The organism is Desulfonauticus submarinus, from assembly GCF_900104045.1.
Lineage (GTDB): Bacteria > Desulfobacterota > Desulfovibrionia > Desulfovibrionales > Desulfonatronovibrionaceae > Desulfonauticus > Desulfonauticus submarinus.
The window spans coordinates 52,964-75,392 of sequence record NZ_FNIN01000007.1; the positions used below are offsets into that span (position 1 = coordinate 52,964).

The window sequence follows — 22,429 nt, forward strand, 5'->3', positions numbered from 1 at the left end:
ATTTTGACTTTTTTTTGACTAAAGTTCAAAAAATTTTACGGTTTAATTTTTTTAACTACTAATAGGCGAATTATCTAAAAATGGTTTTATTGTTTTAAGTCCTTGGAGTGGAGAAACGAATTTAACATGATTTGTTTAATTATTTGTTTAATTTGTATGATTTTGAAAGATCTTAAATAACCTTATATCTAATCTCTAAATGTGTTGAGTTTTGTAATATATAGTTTTAAGAGATAGTCTATGGAGATATTGCAAGGAGAAATAAAAAAGATAATTTTTTTGGCCCAAGATACTGGATATGTAGTGTTTTTATTGAAAGTAAGTAAGGATAATGTAATCACAGTTTGTGGATATGGGGGAGATATTTATGAGGGAGAAGAAGTAGAAGTTTGTGGTAGGTGGAAGAAACATCCTAAATATGGGCGTCAATTTTGGATAGAGAAAATAAGAAAACTTGAACCAATTACAATAAATGCTGTTGAGAGATTTTTGTGTTCTAATCTTATTAAAGGAGTTGGCCCGAAATTAGGAAAACTTTTAATAGAAAAATTTGGAACAGATATTTTGAATATTTTAGAAGATTCGCCAGAAAAGCTTTTACAAGTTCAAGGAATAGGTCCTAAAAAATTAAAGACCATTGTAGATTCTTGGAAAACACAAAAACAAATTAGAGAATTAGCTCTATTTTTACAGACTTATGGGATTTCTACTGCTTATTTGCACAAGATAGTGAAAAAATATGGTGAGGAGGCTATTTTTAAAATTAAACAAAATCCTTATGCTTTGGCTCGTGATATTAGGGGGATAGGTTTTAAAAGAGCTGATCAAATGGCTTTAAAATTAGGTCTATCTAAAGAATCTTTTTTTCGGTTGGAAGCTGCAGTAATTTATGTTTTAAAAGAATTAAGTGAAAAAGGACATTTTTTTTATCCTGAGGAGGATTTAGTAGAGGAATTACAAAAACTTTTGGATATTTCTTCTGAGGTTATCTTAAATGCTCTTTTAGAACTAGAGGCACAAAGTAAAATTTTTGTTTTAGATTTAAAGGAACAGGGCATAAAACGTGCGGTGTATCTTGCGTATTTTTATAAACAAGAGCAGGAAATTGCTTCAAGAATATTTCATTTAGCTACATTTTCTATTAAAAATAAACTTACCCCAGAAGACAAATTGCTAATAGAAGACTTAGAAAAACAAGAAAATATTGTACTTTCTACAGAGCAGAAAGAGGCGATTTTTAAAGCTATAGAAAATAAGTTTTTCATTTTAACTGGCGGTCCTGGCACAGGAAAAACTACCATTGTGCGATTTATTGTAGAATTTTTTAAACAAAAGAACTTAAAATTGAAACTATGTGCTCCTACAGGAAGAGCTGCTAAAAGGTTGGAAGAATCTACAGGATTTTCTGCAACAACAATTCATAGGCTTCTTAAAGCTAGACCTGAGGGTGGATTTGAATTAGGAGAAGAACAAAAATTAAATACAGATGTTTTAATTATAGATGAGGCTTCAATGTTAGATGGGCCGCTGTTTTTAGCGGTGCTTAGAGCTTTACCTTTAAATTGTCGTTTAATTTTGGTAGGTGATATTAATCAATTGCCTGCTATAGGGCCAGGAAATATTTTGACAGACTTATTAAAAAGTGAAGTAGTTGCTTATCATTTTTTAACTGATATTTTTAGACAGGCTAGAGAAAGTCTTATAATCTTAAATGCTCATAGAATAAATCAGGGAAAACTGCCTGTTAAAACAAAGCTTTCTCCTCCTAAAGCTGATTTTTTTTGGATAGAACAGGATGATAATAAAAAAATTTTAGACCTTATTTTAAAAATGGTTTTAGAACGGATTCCTAAAGTATATGGTTTTTCTCCTCGAGATGAAGTGCAGGTGCTTACTCCTATGCATAAAGGTGATCTTGGCACTATTAATTTAAATTATATTTTACAAAAGTATATTAATCCTCCCACAGGAAATGGATTAAAAAAAGGGGGAGTAGAATTTTTTGTAGGAGATCGGGTCATTCAACTAGCTAATAATTATGATAAACAAGTTTTTAATGGTGATTTGGGGGTTATAATAGAAATTGATGCTCAGGAAGATCGCTTGATTGTGGATTTTGATGGCAGAGAGGTTGAATATTTTAGGGAAGATTTAGATGAATTAAATTTGGCCTACGCAATTAGTGTGCATAAATCTCAGGGGAGTGAGTTCCCAGTAGTAATTTTACCTATCACTACAGCACATTTTATTTTACTTCAACGGAATTTGATTTACACTGGTCTTACCAGAGCTAAAAAACTGGCAATTTTAATTGGCTCAAAAAAGGCCATGTTTATTGGTTTAAAAAAGACAGGTCAGGAAAAACGCTATACTCATCTTCGCTTTAGACTACAAAATCTATTTAATTTTTAAAATAGTAAAGGGATAAGATGTATTTTAACTTTAGAAATATAAGCAAAAGTATATTTATTAACTCATCAACTTTAATAATTTTTATTAGTTTATTGTTTTTGAAACCATGTTATGGATTTGATATATATGATTTAAGTATAGATAATTTAGGAAATAAAATAAATTTAGAGTTCGAAATAAATTTGCGTGAAAAAAATATAATTAAACAAGTTGTTGATGATGGTAAAAAAGTTGTTATGAGTTTTTCTATAAAAATTAAAAAGAAAAGAACTTTTCTTTGGAATAAAGAAGTAATATCATATCCTTTAGAATTAGAAATATATAAAGATATGATTCGGGGAAATTATGTTTTAAAAGTCTCTAATTATAAAAAGATATATAGAAATTTTTTATCTTTATGCAATGATATAAGAAAATTTCAGATTAATTTAGGGTCTTGGAAAAAAATAGAAAGAGGACAATATGTTTTGCTTATAGAAAGTAAGGTTTTTGCTAAAGGTGTTCCTAGTTGGCTAAAAGATATATTGTTTTTTTGGAATTTTAATTTGAGTGGACCTTATTATTTTGAAATGGAAATCAATTATTAATTTATGAATCAAAAAATAGAGATTTCTCCTAAAGATTTTCGAGAGAAAAAAAGACGTAAACGGGAAATTTTAGCAGCTTTTGCAGGTATTCTAGCTATCTTAGGGTTTACTTGGATAGAACTAAAATTTTTTGGTGTTAATTCCTATCTTTTTTTAGCTCTGTTTAATTTAAATCTCATCTTACTATTATTAGTTTTGTTTTTGGTCATTAGAAATGTTTTTAAATTGCTTATTGAACGTAAACGAAAGGTTTTGGGATCAAAACTAAGAACAAAATTAGTAGTCGTTTTTGTATCTCTTTCTTTTATTCCAACTCTATTAATGTTCTTTATTGCTGTAAGGCTTGTGCAAACTTCTGTAGATTTTTGGTTTCGCTCCCAAGTAGAGACTTCCTTAGAAGAATCTTTAGAAGTTGCTCAGACTTTTTATAATTCTTCTAAAAAGCGTTTGGAGAAAATAGCAGGGCTTTTAGTAAATCAAATCCGCGAGAATAGGTTTTTATGGGGCGGAAAAGGAATGGATAGATTTTTAGTGAGAAAACAGAGAGAATATGGGCTGAGTCTAGTGGGAGTGCTAACTCCTAAGGGACGAGAGCAGAATTGGCATGATACTAAATATTGGAGAAGATATTGGCCAAGAATAAAAAAGGAAATTTTTTCAGCAGAACCTAAAAAAAATCCTATATATTTTTCAGCTATTTATCCTGCAAATGAAATTGACTTAATGATAGGGATATGGCCAGTTGATAAAGGAAAAACTGGTTATTTAGTGGTAGGAGAAGACTTAGAGGGAGGGTTGTGGCAAAAGTTAGACTCTATAGCCAGAGGCTTAGAAGAATACAAAAATCTTCAAAGTTTAAAGCAACCTATTAAAGTTGGTTTATATACGACATTAGGAATTATGACTCTTGTTATTATTTTTGGCTCAACGTGGTTTGGTTTTAAATTATCCAGAGAGATTTCAGCTCCTGTGCAAGCCTTAGCAGTGGGTACTCAACGTATCGCAAGGGGAGATTTGGATGTATATTTAGAAGATAGTGCTGATGATGAGTTAGGTATGTTAGTTCATTCTTTTAATGCTATGGCAAAAGATTTAAAAAATAGTCAGGAAAATTTAAATGAAGTTAATCGGAGGTTAGCAAGGAAGAATTTAGAATTAGCTAGTCAGAATAGTTATATTCAGGCTGTTTTAAATAATATTACTGCAGGAGTGATTTCTTTAAACGGCAAAGGGGAAATTACTACTGTTAATAGAGCTGCTGAAATAATTTTAGGTGTAAAAAAAGAAGATATTCTAGGTAGAAAGCCAGTGGAACTTTTACAAACAGAGTATGCTCTACTTTTGGAAGAAATTAGAGAACAGTTAAATTTATTTCCTACGTCTCAATGGCAGAGGCAGGTTGATTTAGGGATAGGCGAAAGACAGTTAAAACTTTTGATTAGTGCAGTGCGTTTAAAAGAAGCAGGAGTATTGGGGGATATAGTTTTAGTGTTTGAAGATATTACTGAATTGGAGAAGATGCAAAGAATTGCAGCTTGGAGAGAAGTTGCAAGAAGGATCGCTCATGAGATTAAAAATCCTCTAACTCCAATTAAACTTTCTGCGCAGCGGTTGGAAAAGAAGTTTGGCCTAAAAATAAAAGATAACACTTTTTTAGAATGTACTCAACTTATTGTAAGACAAGTTGATCATTTAAAAGAATTAGTGCAAGATTTTTCTAATTTTGCTAAATTACCAGAGGTAGAGTTAAGGAAAGATTATTTAGCTCCTTTATTGGAAGAAACAGTAAAGGATTTTCAAAATACTTATCCGCAAGTTAATTGGATTTTGAGTTTTAAAACAGAGATTCCTTCTTTTTACTTTGATAGAGATGCTTTAAAAAGAGCATTTATTAATATCTTTTTAAATGCTGCTGAAGCGTTAAGCCAACAGAGTGAAAAAGTTGTAAATATAGATGTATTTTGGGAGAAATCATTAAATAAACTTTTTATAGAAATAAAGGACAATGGCCCAGGACTACCTTCTGAGGAACTTGGGCAAATTTTTGAGCCTTATTTTTCCAAAAAAAAGGGTGGTACAGGTTTAGGATTGGCAATTGTTAAAACAATTATAAGTGATCATCATGGTTATATAAGAGTTAAAGGAAACAAACCAAAAGGCACTATTTTTGTTATAGAGTTACCAGTATAAAGTTTAGATTAAAATTTTTAGGGGAAAAATAGAGGATGCCAAGAATTCTTATTATAGATGATGAAGAAGATATCAGGTTTTCTTTAAAAGGTATCTTAGAAGATGAGGGTTATGAAGTAATAGAAGTTCCTTCAGGGGAGGAAGGGTTAGAGTTAATTTTTAAGGTTGATTTAGTTTTTTTAGATATATGGTTGCCAGGAATAGATGGAATTGAAGTTTTAAAAAAGATTCATGAAGTGTTGCCAGATTTACCTGTGGTTATGATTTCAGGGCATGGAACTATTGAGACTGCAGTTCAAGCAATAAAAATAGGAGCTTATGATTTTATTGAAAAGCCATTATCTTTAGAAAAAGTACTTTTGGTAGTTGAAAAAGGTTTGGAGTTAGCTAGGCTTAGACAAGAAAATAGAGAATTAAAGTCATGTTTATCTCATAAAGTTAGTGAAGTAAGTGGTAATTCTTATGCTATTAAGAAGTTGAAAAAATTGATTAGACAAGTAGCTCCAACAGATGCGTGGGTGCTGATTACAGGAGAAAATGGTACTGGCAAGGAAATAGTAGCGAGATCTATACATCGCCAGAGTAAAAGAGCAAGTAAACCTCTTGTTGCTGTAAATTGTGCTGCTATCCCTGAAGAGCTTATAGAATCAGAACTTTTTGGACATGAAAAGGGTGCTTTTACGGGGGCGGTAGAAGCTAAAAAAGGAAAGTTTGAGCTGGCAGATGGAGGGACTCTTTTTTTAGATGAAATTGGTGATATGAGTTTAAAAACGCAGGCTAAGATTTTGAGAATTCTCCAAGAACAGAGATTTGAGAGAGTTGGAGGAAATAAAACAATTCAAGTGGATGTAAGAGTAATTGCTGCTACAAATAAAGACTTAGAAGAAGAAATTAAAAAAGGAAATTTTAGACAGGACCTTTATTTTAGATTAAAAGTTTTTCCTTTGGAAGTACCTCCTCTAAGAGAGAGAAAAGAAGATATTCCTATTCTAATAGATGAGTTTATTCAATTTTTGAGTCAAGAACATAATTTTAAACCTTTAAAATTTTCAAAAGAGTGTTTGTCTATTCTAAAGAATTATCCTTGGCCAGGCAATGTTAGAGAACTAAAGAATTTTATAGAGAGGATGTTTATTTTATATCAGGGTAAAACTATTTTTCCTGAGGATTTACCCGGAGACTACTTGACTGACAACAAAACAGATCATCAGGAACAAACCGAAATTAAATTATTAACCGAGCTTCCTAAAAATTTTAAACAGGCAAAAAGTGAATTTGAGAAGTGTTTTTTAGCTCAGAGATTAAAAGAAGTAAACGGGAATATAACAGAATTGGCTAAGCTTATTGGTTTAGAAAGAACATATTTATATAAAAAATTGAAGTATTATAACTTATTAAAGTAAGTATGGATAGAAATTGTTTTTTTGTTGCTAATCTAGATTTTGGGTATTTTGGGTAATGATCTAATTAAAAATAGTTAGGCTATTTTTAAAATTAAATTTCCTTGTCTTCCACATATTTTATTTTGACGATAGGAAAAAAATAAATTTGGATTACAAGCAGTACAAATATCTACATTGAATATATTAGAAGATAATACGCCTGCTTGTTTTAGTTGGTGTTTGGTGAGAGACCAAAGGTCTAGCTTTTTAGTATTTTTATCTATAAATGACCAAAATTTTTTAGGAATTTCTGACTTATAATTGATAAATTCTGCACAACAAGGACCTAAGCTAGGTCCTCTTACAACGAAAATTTCGTGTGGTAAAATAGAGTAGTTTTGACAGAATTTTTTTATCGCTAAAATAGGAAAATCAAGCACATTTCCACGCCATCCACAGTGAATAGCTCCTATAAATCGTCCTTTTATATCTGTAAAAAATATGGGCTGGCAGTCAGCTGTTTTAATTAAAAGAGCTAAATTTGAACTAGCAGTAAATATTCCATCTCCCTCGCATATTTTTTCAGAAGGGGAGTTAGTTGTTATAATATTTGTTCCATGAATTTGTTTTAGTTCTTGCCAATTGTTAATATTTAAATATTTTTTTATAATAGTTCTGTTTTTTAAAACATCTTCTTTTTTATCTCCAACTTCTAAAGAGATATTTAATTCAGTATATTGTTTAGTACTAAAACCACCCAATCGTGTACCAAAAAATATTTTAATATGTTTTACATGTGGAAATTGGAATGATATTAAATAGGGATTTTCTGTCATTTGTCTATTAAAAAATTTTATTTTCAGTTACAATAAAATGCATTTTTTTATCCCATTCTTCAATGGGAAGAGATTTTACAATTTGAAAATTAAAGGCCAAGCCAACTAATATTGATTTTTGGAATATAGGTTTATTTAAAAAACGATCATAATATCCTCCACCATATCCTAATCTATATTTTCGTAAATCAAATCCAACTCCAGGCAAAAAAATTATTTGAGGTGGTGTTCCTGAAAATATTGGGCATTTTTTAGATGGTTCTAAAATACCAAATTTTCCTGGAGATAATTCTGATTTTTGTTGGACAAGATAAAAATACATTTTCCCTGGTACTTGTTCACATCTTGGAAAATAAGTTTTAATGTGATTTTCCCAACAATAAAATATAAGGGGCCAGGTGTCTACTTCATTTCTTATAGGAACATATAAGAATATTTTGCTATTTTTAATCAGTGAAAAGTTTTTTAGGATATGAGAAGTTATTTTATTGCTTTTAGATTTGACTTCTTTTAGAGATAAAGATTGTCTTAAGTTTAATAAATGTTGGCGTAATTTTTTTTTATCCATAAGCTTAGCTTGGAGTTTTTTATGAAAAGTGAAGTTTTATTTCGGGCTGTTATTTTAGGCGCCTCTATAGGTCTTATTGCCAGTTGGTTTGGTTTAGATCCTGCTCGTTCTCTTGCCCTTGGAGTATTTAGTGGTTTTTTTGCAGGTTTGACAAGGGTTTTTATTTTAAAAAATAAAAAAGATAAATAACTCACTTAAATTTTAGGTGTTAACAATTTATGAATTTGATTCAGAGTTGATGATATTTTTTAAAATTTTAAGAATTTTCCTGTAATAGAATCAGGGTTATTTTTTATTTCTTCGGGAGTTCCTGTGGCCACTATTTTGCCCCCGAATTCTCCACCTCCAGGGCCTAAGTCAATGATAAAATCAGCAGATTTTATTACCTCTATGTTGTGTTCTATTAAAATTACAGATGCTCCTTTTTCTACCAATTGGTTTAAAACATTAATTAATTTTCCTACTTCATGCATATGAAGACCAGTGGTGGGCTCGTCTAAAAGATACAGGGTATTGGGTAAATGTTTTTTATTAAGTTCTCTTGAAAGTTTAATGCGTTGGGCTTCTCCTCCGCTTAGTGTGGTAGCTGGTTGACCTAGCTTTAGATATTCTAATCCAACATCTTCTAGAATTTGCAGTTTTCTCACTACTGCAGGATGATTAGAAAAGATTTCTTTGGCCTCACTAACCGTTAATTCCAAAACTTCAGCAATATTAAGCCCTTTATAGCGTACTTCTAATGTTTCTTTATTATAGCGTTGTCCTTTACAAATTTCGCAAGTAACATATATGTCTGGCAGGAAGTGCATTTCTACTTTTATTTGACCGTCACCATTACAGGCCTCACATCTTCCGCCTTTTAAGTTAAAGCTAAATCTAGATGGTTTATAGCCTCTTTTTTTAGAGTCAAGGGTGTTAGCGAATATTTGTCTTATGTCATCAAAAACTTTGGTATAAGTAGCAGGGTTTGATCTGGGTGTTCTTCCTATTGGACTTTGGTCTATGATAAACACTCTTTCAATATACTCATCTCCTTTTAACTGTTTTAATTTCCCAGGATTATTAATTTTTTGTCCTTTTTTTAAAGCAAGGTGTTTATATAAAGTATCTATTACTAGAGAACTTTTTCCTGACCCAGACACTCCTGTTACTACAGTAAGTGTGTTTAAGGGAATGGCGCAATTTATATTTTTAAGATTATTAGTATTAACTCCTTCTAAAAATAGATAGTGTTTTGGTTTTCGTCTTCTAGCTGGTATAGGCAAGGTTAGTTCTTTTCTTAAATATTTTCCTGTTAGAGTATTAGCTTGTTTTAGTTGATTTGCTGTTCCTGTGAAAACTACTTCTCCTCCTTTTTCTCCAGATTGTGGTCCTAACTCTATGATATGGTCAGCTTTTAGGATAGTATCTTCATCGTGTTCTACTATAATTACAGTATTTCCTTTATTTTTTAATTCTTCAAGAGTTTTTAAAAGTCTTTTATTATCTTTGGGGTGTAATCCTATGGTAGGTTCATCTAAAACATAAATTACTCCTGTTAGACCTGTACCTAATTGGGATGCTAATCTAATACGTTGAGCTTCTCCTCCTGAAAGGCTGGACATGGTCCTATTTAGACTTATGTAATTTAATCCTACATTGATTAGAAATTTAAGACGATTTTTTATTTCTTCTATAAGAGGATTAGCTATTTTTTGTTTTTGCTCAGAGAAACAAATATTAGAGAAGAAAGTAAATAATTGTTCTATAGACATATTCGTTATTTCAAAGATATTTAGGTTATTTATCTTTATACATAAACTTTCTGGTTTTAATCGTGTTCCATTACATTGTGGACATTTCTCAGTATTTAAAAAGAGCCCTAATTCTTTTTTCCAAAATATGTCTTTTTTAAAAAGTTCTTTTAAAATAGGAATAACTCCTGACCAATTTAGAGTTTTATCTCCCCAAAAGAGGGCTTTTAATGCTTTTTTTGAGTACTTTGTTAAAGGAGTATTTAAAGAGAAATTATAATGTTTCCCAATGGTTTTTAATACTGATTCATATTTAGAAAGTATTTTACTTTTTCTCCAGGGCAAAATTGCTTTATCTTGCAAGCTTAGATTTAAATCAGGAGCTATAAGGTGAGGATCAAAATAATCTATGTGTCCTAAACCTGAACAATAAGGACAAGCACCTTGTGGGCTGTTAAAGGAAAAAAGTTGAGGGGTTAATGTGGGTAGAGATATTTTACAAATAGGGCAAACAGCATGAGTGGAAAAGAAAAGAGTTTCTTTAGGTTCAGGTAAGAATACTTTTAATAAACCTTTACCCATTTTTAGAGCTAGTTCTAAAGAATCTGATAGCCTTTTTTGTATATTTGGTTTTAAAATTAGACGGTCCACAACAAGTTCTATAGTATGTTTTTTGTTTTTATCTAGGTTAGGAGGAGAGTCTAAAAGATAAATTTCTCCATCTATACGAATTCTGATAAATCCTTGTTTTCTAAGACTTATAAAAAGTTCTTTAAAGGAGCCTTTTTGATTTTCTTTTAAAGGTGCTAATAAGATAAATTTTGTTTCTTCAGGTAAATTTAAAATTTGTTTTTTTATTTCATCACTTGTTTGAGATTGTATTTTGTTTCCACACTTGGGGCAAAATGCTTCTCCTACTCTTGCAAAAAGGACTCTTAAAAAGTCATAGATTTCAGTAGTAGTACCTACTGTGGAACGAGGATTTTTAGAAATATTTTGCTGTTCTATGGCAATGGCTGGAGATAGGCCTTCTATTTTTTTGACTTTAGGTTTATCTAATTTAGGAAGAAATTGTCTGGCATATGCGGATAAAGATTCTACATAACGTCGTTGTCCTTCAGCATAGATTATATCAAATGCTAATGTAGATTTACCAGAACCACTTGGTCCACAAATAACTACTAATTTTTCTTTAGGAATGTTGAGATTGATGTTTTTTAAATTGTGTTGATGGGCTGAATAGATGCTGATTTCTTTATTCATTTAATTCTGGATGGTTTTCGGACTCTGGGAGTTTTAAAAAGAATGTTATATCTTGATTTTCTGGATTAGTTTCTAGCCATACTTTTCCATTTAAAACACCTTCTCCTAATAACTTAGCTAAATAAGTTCCATATCCAGTAAGAAGACCATGTTCACTTGCTATGGGTTTGAATAGTTTAGCTTCTGTTTCTTCATTAATTATACCTTTATTTTTTACCCAAAATAAAATATTTGTACCTTGCTTTTTAATCCCACACCATACATCGTCATGACTATACTCCAAAGCATTTAATAAAAAATTTTCTAAAATAATTTTAATTAAACTAAAGTCTGACCAGAAGTTTATTTTTTCGCACTGATCAACGATCTTAATTCTTTCTATCCAACTGCTTCGATAGGATAAAATTGTATTTATGCTAGCTTTTAGTACGTCAAAGGAAGAGAAAAAAGATACTTTTTTATCTAAACTTTTATCCTCCGCAAATACAATGATTTTAAATTTTTTAAGGTTTTCAATAAGTCTGTTTATTTCTTCTAAACCTTGACTTAAAAAATCATCATCACATTTTTCAGAAGCTATTTCCATAGATAATTTTATAGCAGATATGGAATCTATTACTTTACTCATTACATAATTTCTAAGAGTAAATCTTCTTATTTTGCTTTTTATATCTATTATATTAACTAAAATTAAAGGTTGATTTTTAATATAAATTTTTTTTCCTTGAACAAGGATATCAATAGTATCAATTTTGCCACTATTTTTAGTGAGTATATGGCATTCCTCGTAGAATCTAGTTTTTGTTTTAAGGTTTTCAAATCCTTTTTGCATTCCACAATAAAGACAATATTTTGTATTTCCACATGTTTCATTTGTTTCCAGTGTATTTACACATCCTAATGCTCCTCCAATATATTTCCCCACAGTTTGTTTTGCAGTAGTATTAAATGTTTTAAAAAAATTGATGTTGGCGAATACGATTTGACGATTTGGCAGGATTAAAAGTATGGGGTTTACAATTGCATTTAGAGTTGTAAGAATATCTTTATCTTTACTAATTTCTTGGATTACTTTTTTGATTTTTTTAGGTGAAAGGACAGAGTTAGTTGTCATTTTTTTGTCCTCAAGGTTTAAATGTTAACTTTGTTTTAGGAGTTATTTGTGACTAGAAAACAGATAATTGTCAATGGAAGAGTTCAAGGAGTTGGTTTTAGACCTTTTGTATATCGTCTTGCTAAAGAGCTTGGGTTAACAGGTTGGGTGAAAAATTCTTCTTTAGGAGTGGTTATAGAAATTCAAGGTGAGGAACGGTCTTTAGATAAGTTTATATATAACCTGCAAAACAAACTTCCTCGTCTTGCTAAGATAGTAGATTTAAAGGTTAAGGATATAGATTTTTGTAGAGAAGAGAGCGAGTTTAATATTGTTTTAAGTCAAAAAGGAGATGGTCATAATGTTTTAATTAGTCCAGATGTTTGTATTTGTGATGATTGTAAAAAAGATATTTTTGATCCTAATAATAGAAGATATTTATATCCTTTTACAAATTGTACTAATTGTGGCCCTCGGTATACAATTACTTATTCTATTCCTTATGATAGAGCTAAAACATCTATGTCTTGTTTTCCTATGTGTGAAAAGTGTTTTGCTGAATATAAAGATCCCTTGGATAGGAGATTTCATGCACAGCCAAATGCATGTCCAGAATGTGGTCCTCATGTGTGGTTGGTCAATAGAAAAGGTGAGCTTTTAGAAGAAAGAGAAAATGCGTTGAGAAAGGTAGCTGAACTTTTACTAAATGGGAAGGTTATAGCTATAAAAGGACTGGGAGGATTTCATTTAGCTTGTGATGCAAAAAATTCTGAGGCTGTTTTAGAACTTAGAAAACGTAAAAACAGACCACATAAATCTTTGGCTGTAATGGTAGATAATCTTCAAGATGTTAAAGTAATTTGCGAGGTTAATGATTTTGAGGCCAATGTCCTAACAAGTCCCGCTCATCCTATTGTGGTTTTGCAAAGAAAAAATTGTTTTTTAAATGAATATTTAGCCCCAGATACAAATACATTGGGAGTAATGCTTCCCTACACTCCTTTACATTTTATTTTGTTTAAATTTTTAAAAGAATTGGGAGAAGACTTGCCTGTGTTAGTAATGACTTCAGGAAATAGTTCGTCAGAACCTATTTCTTTAGGCAATAGAGAAGCGTTTTCTAGATTAAGTCACATTGCTGATTTTTTTCTTTTTCATAATAGAGATATTTTAATTAGGTGTGATGATAGTGTGGTGGCTTTGAATAGAGAAAAAAAACTTTTTTTTCGTAGAGCAAGAGGATATGTTCCTACGCCTATTTTTTTGGCTCAAAAAGGAAAATGTGTATTAGGAGTAGGTCCTGAATTAAAAAATACTATTTGCGTCATTAAGCAAGATCAAGCCTTTGTGTCCCAGCATATAGGAGATTTAAAAAATCTGGAAACATATAAGTTTTTTTTAGAAACAATAGAACACTTGCAAAAGATTCTAGAAGTTAAGCCTGAACTTATTGTGTGCGACTTACATCCAGATTATTTAAGCACTAACTTTGCTCAAGAACAGAAAGAAATACCTATTCTTTCTCTTCAGCATCATTTTGCTCATATTTATTCATTAGTGGCTGAAAATAAAATAGAAAGTCCTGTGCTTGCTTGGGCCCTTGATGGAACGGGCCTTGGTGAAGATGGTAATCTTTGGGGGGCTGAGCTTATTTATGTAGATCCTAATAAAGGAGAGCACTATAGATTGGCTACATTTGATCCCATACCGTTGCCAGGAGGAGAAAAAGCAGTTTTAGAGCCGTGGAGAATTGCATATGCTTTGCTTTGGAAAATAGGAGAAGATTTAGGTTATAACTGGAAATGGAAAAAAGAGTTTTTTAAGGCAGAAAAAATAATTTTTGAGATGTTAGAAAAAGGTGTTAATTGTCCTCTTTCGTCTAGTTTGGGGAGATTTTTAGATGGAGTGGCTTCTTTGCTTGGATTGGTAAATGTAATTTCCTATGAAGGACAAGGGCCAATTTTACTAGAAAAGATTCAAAGTAATATAGATTGCCAAGAAACATACGATTGGAATTTTTTTGAAAAAAAAGGTTTAGTTTATGTTGATACATTATTCCTTTTTAAACAAGTTCTAGTAGATTTTAAAAACAAAGTTTCTTTTGCTGTTATTAGTAAAAAGCTACATTCTACACTTATTAAACTTTTAGTTAATTTAGGACATGATTTGGCTAAAAAAATGAATATAAAATATTTAGGGTTTAGTGGTGGTGTTATGCAAAACAGAACTTTTTCTTTCTTGCTTCCTGAAGAAACAAAAAAGAAAGGTCTTATTCCTCTTATACATACTAAACTTCCACCTAATGATGGCAGTATTTCGTTGGGACAAGCATTTTATGGTCAGATTAAATTAAGAAACACTAATTTTAATTAGCAAGTGTTAAAGTTAGCAAATGAAAAAGAAGATTCTTGTCATAAATTTGACTAGATTTGGAGATTTGATCCAGACGCAACCGCTTATTTCTTTACTTACTAAAAAGGAACACGCAGAAGTCGGTTTATGTTGTCTTGAAAATTTTTCAGAAGTAGCTTGTTTTTTAAAAGATATTTCAAATATTTATCCTTTTCCTGGGGGATTGATTTTATCCCACTTAGATGATCTTCATCAAAATAAATGGCCTTTTGCTTTTAAAGTTCTTTTAGATTTTGTTCAAACAATAAAGGAAGAATTTTCTCCTTCAGAAGTAATTAATTTGACACCTTCTTTACCTGCTAGATTGTTAACTTTGTTATTGACTCAAAAGGCAAGAGGTTTTTTATTAGATAAATTTGGCTTTGGTCTATATAGCAATGATTGGGCAGCTTTTTTACAAGCTTCTTCTGCATTTAGAAATTGTTCTCCTTTGAATTTGGTAGACTTAAATATTGGTATTGCAGATAATAAAAGAACATATTTTTCTCCTTTAAAATTACAAGCTCCCTTTTTTTCAGAAGTTAAGAGATGGAAAAATAAATTAGAAAATACTGTTTATCATAGTCAATTTATTGGTTTTCAACTAGGGGCTAGTGATAATAAACGGAGATGGCCTTTAGATTATTTTGTTCAATTAGGAAGAATATGCTATCAAAAATTAGACTATGTTCCTGTGTTAGTTGGGAGTAAAAGTGAAATAGAGTTGGGTAACAGGTTTGCTCAGAAAGCTGATTTTCCTTATGTTAATTTAATAGGTAAAACCTCTTTAAAAGATTTAGGTAGTATTTTAAAAATAATAAAATTTCTTATAACCAATGATACAGGAACAATGCACTTGGCAGCAGGACTAAAGACAAGAGTTATTGCTATTTTTTTGGCTACAGCCCAAGCTTGGGATACAGGACCTTATTTAGAAAATTCAATCTGTTTAGAACCAAACTTAAACTGTCATCCTTGTTCTTTTAAATTTAAATGTACCAATTATATTTGTAGAAAGAAAATTACTCCTGATGTTGTTTTTAAGTTTATTAAAAAATTTGATATTGAGAATATAAGAGTTAATTCTGTTAGAGCGTATCGAACTTGTTTTAAAAATAATTTTTATTCTTTAAATAAGTTGTCAACTACTGATACTAGATTTTATTTTATGAAATTTTCTCAAGAAATATATCTTTCCTTTCTTTTAAATAGAAAATTAATTTGTATAGAAAATATAAAAATAAATTATAGAGACGAATTAAAGAATGAGTTAAAAGAAATAGTTTCTTATTTTTTGATTTTTAAAGAATATTTAAATATGATTAGATCTTCTTCTTTATTTTTTAAACAACAAAAAGTGTATAAGATATATAATAAATTAAATATGGTTTTAGATAAAAGTAAATTTTTTTCCCCTCTATATCATCTTTGGTTAATCCATTCTCAACAAAATTCTAAAGGCATAGAATCTCTTCTTTCTATTACCGATAGATATTTTTCTTTTTGGAATACAGTCCTAAATAAGATTTAATATTTGTAGTTTATTCTTTTAAAAAAATTTAATTATTATTATGTGGATGAAAAAAATCTAAAGGTCAGTATATTTGGTATATTTATTGAATTCTATTTTTTAAAAGGAAAAAAAGTCTTTTAGGAGGACTAAAAATGATTATTATTGATGGTCAGCAGCTTAATCTTGAGGTAAAAAATTTTGCTAACCTAGAGGATTTATTGGTAAAAGTTATGGAAGATGATGTATTAAATGGAAGAGTTATTACAGATGTATATGTAAATGATGAAGTATTTTCAGAAATTTATCCTCATCAAGCAGAAGATATTGAAGCTGATGAGATTGAAAAGGTTGAAATAAAAACGGTTTCTGTAGATAAAATGGCAGGAGATATAACAAGAGAGTTGTATAAAGTTGTCAATCTTTTATTAAAAGCAGGAGGAGAAGTGTGTTCTCTTTTTAGAGAAGCAAATGATTTTGAAGCCCTTGATATGTATCAAGACTTTTTGCAAGTGTTAAGAGATTTTATGTCTATGATTACAGTACTTAGACAAGAATGTGGTTTAGGAGATACTCCTAGGTTGGAAAGTGCTCTTACTACAATTTCAGAGTTGTTTTCTGAAATTATGGAAGTTCAAGAAAATGAAGATTGGATTTTATTGGCAGATCTAATTGAATACGAACTTCTTCCTCATTTAAATGATTGGAAACAGATTATTAGTGAATTTAGGGATCAGATTAAAAGCAGAAAGGATAACTAAATGAGCCAACTGTTGTGTGATTTGAAACAAATTGTAGAAAATGAGATAAAAGCTCTTCAGGAAGAAAATATTGAAGAAGTGCAAAAACACGCTAAGAGACGGGCAGAAATGATTAAGAGTGCTTTAAAACAAAACAATTTAAGCTTAGAAGTGCTTTTGAAATTACAAGAGATGAATAGCCAGGTGTTAGCAATTGCTAAACAATTGCATGAAGCCCTAGGAGAACAATTGAAAAAGACTAGAAGGGAAAATCAAAGGTTTTTAGGTTATAAACAAGCAGTGATGCCAGTATCATCTTTTAGTAAATACGTTAATAAAAGGAGCTAAATCTGGGATATTGGTGAAAAGTGGTTTAGAAGCAAGACTAACACCTACCTAAATAGATAGGGAGAAAATCCCATTAAAAAAGAGAGTTTTGCTTAAAACCACTCACCATATCCTGGATTAATTTTATTTCTGGCGGAGAGGGTGGGATTCGAACCCACGTGCCCTGCCTTCACAGGACAAAGCGATTTCGAGTCGCCCCCGTTACGACCACTTCGGTACCTCTCCTTTTCTTTTAGCTCTAAAAAAATGTTGAAGTAAAGAAGCACTTTCTTTTGCTAAAACTCCTTTTATAACCCAGAAAGAGTGATTTAAGCCTTTTAGTTTTGTGTAGTCAAGAGAAGAACAAATTGCTCCACTTTTAGGATCTTTTGCTCCAAAAATTACTCCTTCTAACCTAGCTTGTACTATTGCACCTAAACACATAATGCAGGGTTCTAGGGTTACAACTAAAATGCAATTAGTAAGCCTATAATTTTTAATTTTTTGAGCAGCCTTTTCAATGGCTAAGATTTCTGCATGAGCTGTGGGGTTGCAAAGAGAGATAGATAAGTTGTGAGCTGAGGATATAATGGAATTTTGTTTTATATCCCAAATAACCGCTCCTACAGGAATTTCTTCTTTTTGCATTGCTTTTTTAGCTTCTTTAAGAGCTTGATTCATTAAAGAGCGGTAATCTACACTTTGTAAAAATAACATTAGGAGATTAACTTGACTTTAAATATTCTATGCCTTTTTCAAATATTACTGTTCCTAATGGAGATGAGATATTTCTTGTCCATGCTGGATGATTAGTGCGATGATTATAGGCTTCTGGGTGAGGCATAAGCCCTAAAATTCTTCCAGATGGATCTGTTAGGCCAGCAATGCCTAAAGGAGAACCATTAGGATTTTCTGGATATTTTTCTGTAGGGCTTTTTGTTTTAGGATCCATGTATTGAAGGGCGATTAAATTATTTTTTTGGATTTTTGTTAATATTTCTTTGTTAAAGGGAATAACTTTTCCTTCTCCATGACGTACAGGCAGATATAAAAAGTCTAGGTCTTTGGTAAAAATACACGGACTTTGAGGGTTTATTTTTAGATAAACCCATCTATCTTCAAATTTAGCAGAGTCATTATAACTTAGACTTACCTGTCGTTCAAAGTAGTTGTTATTTAAAGCAGGCAAAAGGCCTAGCTTGGCTAATAGTTGGAAGCCATTGCAGATTCCTAGAATTATTTTATTTTCTTTTAAAAAGGATTCTAATTCTTTTTTTAGTGATTTTCCTGAAATAGTTTTTGAATATTTCCAACGAATAGCAGCAGCTTGAGCTGCTCCTAAATCATCTCCATCTAAAAATCCCCCAGGAAAGATGAGAAAGTTAAATTTTTGAATGTTAATTTTTTCTTGAATAAGGTCAGAAAAAAAACAAATTTGCACTTCATCAGCACCTGCTTTTTTTGCTGCATAGGCACTTTCTCTTTCGCAGTTGGTTCCATATCCTGTGATCACTAAAACTTTTGCTTGAGCCATAGAAAAATCCTTAAATTGTTGTTCTAAAAACTTCTAAATATGGTATTTTTAAAAGAAAAGCAACAGGTTAAAATGTTAAAATGAGGGGAAAAAGATTATTCCATTTAACTTTAATTTGCAAGGCCAATATATGTCCTAGGAAATTTAGATAACTTAATTTGTTAAGTTTTTGTTTTAGAAGACATTGTTTTTACTAACTTCAGTAAGTCGACACTACATTGAAATGACTTTGATTATGAAGATATTATTTTAGTATTTTTTAAAATAGATGGTTGTCAAAATTATATAAAAATTATAATAAAGATTAAAATCTTGAAGAATCAAGCCTAGAATTACTTGTTTTTTGGTCAAAAAAAAATTATAGTGTTGATAAATGTCAAACCTATAACCAGGAGGAAGATATGGCTGAGCAAGAAATTACTCTAACCCTTGAGGGGGATATAGTCTCTAATAAAGCACAAGAAATTAAAGACGCTATTGCAGGTGCAATTGATAAAGACGCACAAGGTATTCAGTTAGTTTTAGATTTAAGTAAAGTTTCTTATGTAGATTCTATTGGGATAGGTATTTTAATAGCTACCCATAATTCTTTGAAAAATAAAGGAGGTAAATTAAAAATTATTAATGCCTCTGATGATATAAAAAATCTTTTTAAAACAATGAGGTTAGATAAACATATAGAAATATCTTGATAATATAAGATTTTAAGAGTTTAATTTTAACAAAGGGGTGAAAGTTATGAGTATGCTAGATGATGAAACCTTACAAATGTATGTGGAAGAGTCTAGAGATCATTTAGAAAGTATAGAATCAGACTTATTGTCTATAGAGCAAATGGGAGAAGATATTGATGAAGAATTAGTTAATAAAGTTTTTAGAGCAGCTCATTCTATTAAAGGTGGAGCTGGTTTTTTAGGATTAAATACTATTAAGGAACTTGCTCATAAAATAGAAAATGTTTTAGATCTTATAAGAAATAGAGAGCTAGTGCCAAATCCAGAGATTATTAACATTCTTTTGTTAGCTTTTGATAGATTATCTGAGTTGATAGATAATATAGAAGAAAGCAATGAGATGGATATTTCAGAGCATGTTACTGCACTTATGAATATTGCTTCTGGTGGTCTTCCTGAGAAAGAACAAGAAAGTGTTATAAATGAAGTGGATATAAAAGATAAAAGTGGTCGAACAATTTTTACCATTAAAGAATTTGATTTAAATCAAGCCACAAAAGGTGGTAAGTATGTGTATCTGATAGAGTTTGACCTTATTCATGATATTCATCAAAAAGATAAACAGCCTTATGATGTAGTAAAAGATATACAATCAACAGGTGAAATTATAGATATAAAGTTGGATCTTGATGCTGTAGGTACATTAGAAGATGGAAAATTTAGTAATAAAATCCCATTATATGTGCTTTATTCTACTATAATTGAGCCAGATATTATAAATACACTTTTTGATTTACCTGCAGAACAAATTCATGTGGTAAAAGGTCAGGAAACTTCTCAAGCAGAGTCAGAAGTACAAGCTGAGGAAGAAACTGTTACTACTTCTGAGGAAGAAGTTAAAGAAGAAGTTGAGCAAAAGGTTAAAGCAGAACCCAAAGTAGAAGAGAAGGTAGAGGAAGCTAAGAAGGAGGTTAAAAAGTCTAAGCCAGTTAGCAAGGTAACACCCGTTAAAAAAACTGAAAAATCTCAACCCAAGCCCAAATCTCAGCCCAAGGCTGCTTCACATGTTGCTGCAGTACATGCTGAAACTTTAAGAGTTCATGTAAGTCTTTTAGAAAACTTGATGAATTTAGCAGGTGAACTTGTACTTAGCAGAAACCAGCTTATGCAGGCCATTACTCAAGGGAATGAACACGATATACAAACTGCAAGTCAGCGCATTGATTTAGTTACTTCAGAATTACAAGAAGCTATTATGCTTACTAGGATGCAACCAGTAGGCAATATTTTCAATAAATTCCCAAGAGTGGTTAGGGATTTGGCAAGAGAGTTAGGAAAAGAAATAGAACTGGTATTAGAAGGAAAAGATGTAGAATTAGATAAGACAATTATTGAGGGTCTTTCAGATCCTTTAACCCACCTTGTTAGAAATTCAGCAGATCATGGCATAGAGCCTCCTGATGAGAGAGTAGCTAAAGGAAAAAATCCAGTAGGTAAAATTATCTTAAAAGCTTATCACGCTGCTGGACAAGTCAACATAGAGATTCGAGATGATGGCAAAGGAATGGATCCTGATGTCATAGCTAAAAAAGCAGTAGAAAAAGGACTGGTTACAGAAGAGCAAGTTCGTTCTATGAATGATAAGGAAAAGTTGAATTTAATTTTCTTGCCAGGTCTGTCTACTGCAGAGAAGGTGTCGGATGTGTCTGGTCGTGGTGTTGGAATGGATGTAGTGAAAAGTAATTTAGATAAGCTAGGTGGACAAATTGATATAGAAACAGAATTGGGCAAAGGCACTACTATTAGAATTAAATTGCCATTAACTTTAGCTATAATTCCTAGTTTGCTTGTTTCAGTTGAAGGAGAAAGATTTGCTATTCCACAAGTAAATGTAAATGAGCTTATTGAAGTCCCTGCTAGTCAGGTTAAGGAGAGGATTGAAAAGGTTGGAGATGCAGATGTTTTGATTTTAAGGGGAGAACTTATTCCTTTGTTAAGCTTGGCAGAGGTGTTAGGATTAAAAGAATTTGATGCTGAAGAAAGTGATTTTGTTCAAAAATATCAAGCAACTGGTGGAGCAGTAAAAGTTGTAATCGCTCAAGCAGGATCTTTTAAGTATGGATTGGTAGTAGATGAATTGCACGATTCTGTAGAAATAGTAGTAAAACCTTTGGGGCGTCATTTAAAAGACTGTTTAGGTTATGCTGGTGCAACTATTATGGGTGATGGTAAAGTTGCTTTAATTTTAGATGTAGTAGGCTTAGCAAAGTTAGCTGAACTTTCCGCAGTTAATATAGAAGAAAAAGATAGACGAGATGAAAAAAGAGAACAAGAAGGCGAAGAGATGCATACCTTGTTCTTATTTAATAATGCCCCAGGAGAAGCATGTGCAGTACCTTTGGACTTAGTTGCAAGGGTTGAGTTAATAAAAGCAGAAGAAATAGAAGTTATTGGCGGTAAAAAGGTTATTAAATATAGAGGAGGTAGTTTGCCAATTTTTGCTTTAGAAGAAGTGGCTAATATTGGTCATTTAGAGTTAGAGGGCGATTTGGTAGTAATTGTGTTTGTGATGAGTGGGCATGAAGTTGGTCTTTTGGCTACTCCCCCTGTAGATGCTGTAGAAGCTAAGGTAAAAATTGATGATTTTTCCTTAAAACAGCCAGGAATTGCAGGCTCTACTATTTTAAATGACAAAACTACTTTGGTAGTAGATATTTTTGAATTTTTTGAAACTTTAAATCCAGATTGGTTTAAAGAAAGAAAAGAAGCAGTACAAGAAATTAGAAAAGAAACAGGAGAGAAAAAGGTTTTATTAGTAGAAGATTCAGACTTTTTTAGAAGTCAGGTTAAAAAGTTTATAGAAGATGAAGGATATAAAGTAGTGCCTGCAGAAGATGGGCAGGTTGCTTGGGATTACTTAAATGAACATCCAGATGAGATAAGTGTAGTAGTGACAGATATTGAGATGCCTAATATGGATGGGTTTGAACTAACTAAGCTTATAAAAGAAAGTCCTAATTTTTCTCATTTGCCAGTTATAGCTTTAACATCTTTAGCAGGAGAAGAAGATATAGAAAAGGGCAAAGAAGTTGGAATTGATGATTATCAAATCAAGTTAGATAAGGAAAAATTATTGCAGAGTATATTTAGTTTCTTGGCTAAAAAGGCAGCTTAAAAAGGGGGAGGTGT

The 22,429-nt window shown here is 31.2% G+C and carries 16 protein-coding genes, 1 tRNA gene and 2 pseudogenes; 12 read left to right on the forward strand and 7 right to left on the reverse strand.

Annotation, left to right across the window (positions count from 1 at the left end):
- The first annotated feature begins 240 nt into the window (after positions 1-240).
- From recD2 to BLP60_RS07215, 4 genes are read left to right on the forward strand one after another with little or no spacing between them, the layout of a single operon-like run.
- Positions 241-2,412 carry an SF1B family DNA helicase RecD2 gene (gene recD2, locus BLP60_RS07200; RefSeq protein WP_092065519.1) on the forward strand — a complete coding sequence of 724 codons (2,172 nt, stop codon included), beginning with the start codon at positions 241-243 and terminating at the stop codon, positions 2,410-2,412.
- Positions 2,413-2,429: 17 nt separating this feature from the next.
- Positions 2,430-2,999, forward strand: a complete 570-nt coding sequence (locus tag BLP60_RS07205; RefSeq protein WP_092065521.1) for a DUF4390 domain-containing protein — start codon at positions 2,430-2,432, stop codon at positions 2,997-2,999.
- Positions 3,000-3,002: 3 nt separating this feature from the next.
- Positions 3,003-5,189, forward strand: a complete 2,187-nt coding sequence (locus tag BLP60_RS07210; protein ID WP_092065523.1) for a sensor histidine kinase NtrY-like — start codon at positions 3,003-3,005, stop codon at positions 5,187-5,189.
- 35 nt (positions 5,190-5,224) lie between these two features.
- Positions 5,225-6,592: a sigma-54-dependent transcriptional regulator gene (locus tag BLP60_RS07215; protein WP_092065525.1), complete on the forward strand. Its 1,368-nt coding sequence runs from the start codon at positions 5,225-5,227 to the stop codon at positions 6,590-6,592.
- Positions 6,593-6,666: 74 nt separating this feature from the next.
- Here the strand turns inward: BLP60_RS07215 and pgeF are convergent, their stop codons facing one another.
- A complete protein-coding gene (gene pgeF / locus BLP60_RS07220; protein ID WP_092065527.1) occupies positions 6,667-7,407 on the reverse strand; it encodes a peptidoglycan editing factor PgeF in 741 nt (246 codons plus the stop codon).
- A 7-nt stretch (positions 7,408-7,414) separates the two neighbouring features.
- On the reverse strand, positions 7,415-7,975 hold the full coding sequence (locus BLP60_RS07225; protein WP_092065529.1) for a 5-formyltetrahydrofolate cyclo-ligase: 561 nt from the start codon (positions 7,973-7,975) through the stop codon (positions 7,415-7,417).
- Between the two features lie 21 nt (positions 7,976-7,996).
- Between BLP60_RS07225 and BLP60_RS10655 the strand changes: the two genes are divergently transcribed.
- A complete protein-coding gene (locus BLP60_RS10655) occupies positions 7,997-8,164 on the forward strand; it encodes a hypothetical protein (RefSeq protein WP_200779120.1) in 168 nt (55 codons plus the stop codon).
- A 59-nt stretch (positions 8,165-8,223) separates the two neighbouring features.
- Here the strand turns inward: BLP60_RS10655 and uvrA are convergent, their stop codons facing one another.
- Positions 8,224-10,971: an excinuclease ABC subunit UvrA gene (gene uvrA / locus BLP60_RS07230; RefSeq protein WP_092065531.1), complete on the reverse strand. Its 2,748-nt coding sequence runs from the start codon at positions 10,969-10,971 to the stop codon at positions 8,224-8,226.
- Complete coding sequence (locus BLP60_RS07235; protein WP_092065533.1) at positions 10,964-12,085, reverse strand: ATP-binding protein; 1,122 nt, start codon at positions 12,083-12,085, stop codon at positions 10,964-10,966. Before BLP60_RS07235 ends, uvrA begins: the two co-directional genes overlap by 8 nt.
- 48 nt (positions 12,086-12,133) lie before the next feature.
- Between BLP60_RS07235 and hypF the strand changes: the two genes are divergently transcribed.
- The 4 genes from hypF to BLP60_RS07255 all read left to right on the forward strand — a co-directional run bounded on the left by hypF (position 12,134) and on the right by BLP60_RS07255 (position 17,053).
- On the forward strand, positions 12,134-14,437 hold the full coding sequence (gene hypF, locus BLP60_RS07240) for a carbamoyltransferase HypF (RefSeq protein ID WP_092065535.1): 2,304 nt from the start codon (positions 12,134-12,136) through the stop codon (positions 14,435-14,437).
- Between the two features lie 19 nt (positions 14,438-14,456).
- Positions 14,457-15,986 (forward strand): glycosyltransferase family 9 protein, encoded by a 1,530-nt coding sequence (locus BLP60_RS07245; protein ID WP_092065537.1) that lies wholly within the window; start codon positions 14,457-14,459, stop codon positions 15,984-15,986.
- A 134-nt stretch (positions 15,987-16,120) separates the two neighbouring features.
- On the forward strand, positions 16,121-16,726 hold the full coding sequence (locus BLP60_RS07250; protein ID WP_092065539.1) for a DUF8043 domain-containing protein: 606 nt from the start codon (positions 16,121-16,123) through the stop codon (positions 16,724-16,726).
- The gene (locus BLP60_RS07255) at positions 16,727-17,053 is read left to right on the forward strand and encodes a hypothetical protein (protein WP_092065541.1); all 327 of its coding nucleotides are present in this window, start codon (positions 16,727-16,729) and stop codon (positions 17,051-17,053) included.
- 130 nt (positions 17,054-17,183) lie between these two features.
- Here the strand turns inward: BLP60_RS07255 and BLP60_RS07260 are convergent.
- From BLP60_RS07260 to BLP60_RS07270, 3 genes are all read right to left on the reverse strand, one after another.
- A tRNA-Ser gene (locus BLP60_RS07260) sits at positions 17,184-17,278 on the reverse strand.
- Positions 17,255-17,749 (reverse strand): tRNA adenosine(34) deaminase TadA, encoded by a 495-nt coding sequence (tadA, locus tag BLP60_RS07265; RefSeq protein ID WP_234970972.1) that lies wholly within the window; start codon positions 17,747-17,749, stop codon positions 17,255-17,257. Before tadA ends, BLP60_RS07260 begins: the two co-directional genes overlap by 24 nt.
- A 7-nt stretch (positions 17,750-17,756) precedes the next feature.
- Positions 17,757-18,566 carry a phosphoribosylformylglycinamidine synthase subunit PurQ gene (locus tag BLP60_RS07270; protein ID WP_092065543.1) on the reverse strand — a complete coding sequence of 270 codons (810 nt, stop codon included), beginning with the start codon at positions 18,564-18,566 and terminating at the stop codon, positions 17,757-17,759.
- Between the two features lie 401 nt (positions 18,567-18,967).
- Here BLP60_RS07270 and BLP60_RS07275 point away from each other — a divergent pair, with 401 nt between their 5' ends.
- From BLP60_RS07275 to BLP60_RS07280, 3 genes and pseudogenes are all read left to right on the forward strand, one after another.
- Positions 18,968-19,258 (forward strand): STAS domain-containing protein, encoded by a 291-nt coding sequence (locus tag BLP60_RS07275; protein WP_092065545.1) that lies wholly within the window; start codon positions 18,968-18,970, stop codon positions 19,256-19,258.
- A 76-nt stretch (positions 19,259-19,334) separates the two neighbouring features.
- A pseudogene (locus tag BLP60_RS10775) lies at positions 19,335-19,601 on the forward strand (Hpt domain-containing protein); the annotation flags it as partial.
- Between the two features lie 735 nt (positions 19,602-20,336).
- Positions 20,337-22,415: pseudogene (locus tag BLP60_RS07280) on the forward strand (hybrid sensor histidine kinase/response regulator); the annotation flags it as partial.
- Positions 22,416-22,429 lie beyond the last annotated feature (14 nt).

Coding starts and splice junctions, on each gene's coding strand:
- BLP60_RS07255 (WP_092065541.1), top strand. CDS start 16,727: ATGAGCCAACTGTTGTGTGATTTGAAACAAATTGTAGAAAATGAGATA.
- recD2 (WP_092065519.1), top strand. CDS start 241: ATGGAGATATTGCAAGGAGAAATAAAAAAGATAATTTTTTTGGCCCAA.
- BLP60_RS07215 (WP_092065525.1), top strand. CDS start 5,225: ATGCCAAGAATTCTTATTATAGATGATGAAGAAGATATCAGGTTTTCT.
- BLP60_RS07205 (WP_092065521.1), top strand. CDS start 2,430: ATGTATTTTAACTTTAGAAATATAAGCAAAAGTATATTTATTAACTCA.
- tadA (WP_234970972.1), bottom strand. CDS start 17,749: ATGTTATTTTTACAAAGTGTAGATTACCGCTCTTTAATGAATCAAGCT.
- uvrA (WP_092065531.1), bottom strand. CDS start 10,971: ATGAATAAAGAAATCAGCATCTATTCAGCCCATCAACACAATTTAAAA.
- BLP60_RS07225 (WP_092065529.1), bottom strand. CDS start 7,975: ATGGATAAAAAAAAATTACGCCAACATTTATTAAACTTAAGACAATCT.
- BLP60_RS10655 (WP_200779120.1), top strand. CDS start 7,997: ATGAAAAGTGAAGTTTTATTTCGGGCTGTTATTTTAGGCGCCTCTATA.
- BLP60_RS07250 (WP_092065539.1), top strand. CDS start 16,121: ATGATTATTATTGATGGTCAGCAGCTTAATCTTGAGGTAAAAAATTTT.
- BLP60_RS07235 (WP_092065533.1), bottom strand. CDS start 12,085: ATGACAACTAACTCTGTCCTTTCACCTAAAAAAATCAAAAAAGTAATC.
- BLP60_RS07275 (WP_092065545.1), top strand. CDS start 18,968: ATGGCTGAGCAAGAAATTACTCTAACCCTTGAGGGGGATATAGTCTCT.
- BLP60_RS07270 (WP_092065543.1), bottom strand. CDS start 18,566: ATGGCTCAAGCAAAAGTTTTAGTGATCACAGGATATGGAACCAACTGC.
- BLP60_RS07210 (WP_092065523.1), top strand. CDS start 3,003: ATGAATCAAAAAATAGAGATTTCTCCTAAAGATTTTCGAGAGAAAAAA.
- pgeF (WP_092065527.1), bottom strand. CDS start 7,407: ATGACAGAAAATCCCTATTTAATATCATTCCAATTTCCACATGTAAAA.
- BLP60_RS07245 (WP_092065537.1), top strand. CDS start 14,457: ATGAAAAAGAAGATTCTTGTCATAAATTTGACTAGATTTGGAGATTTG.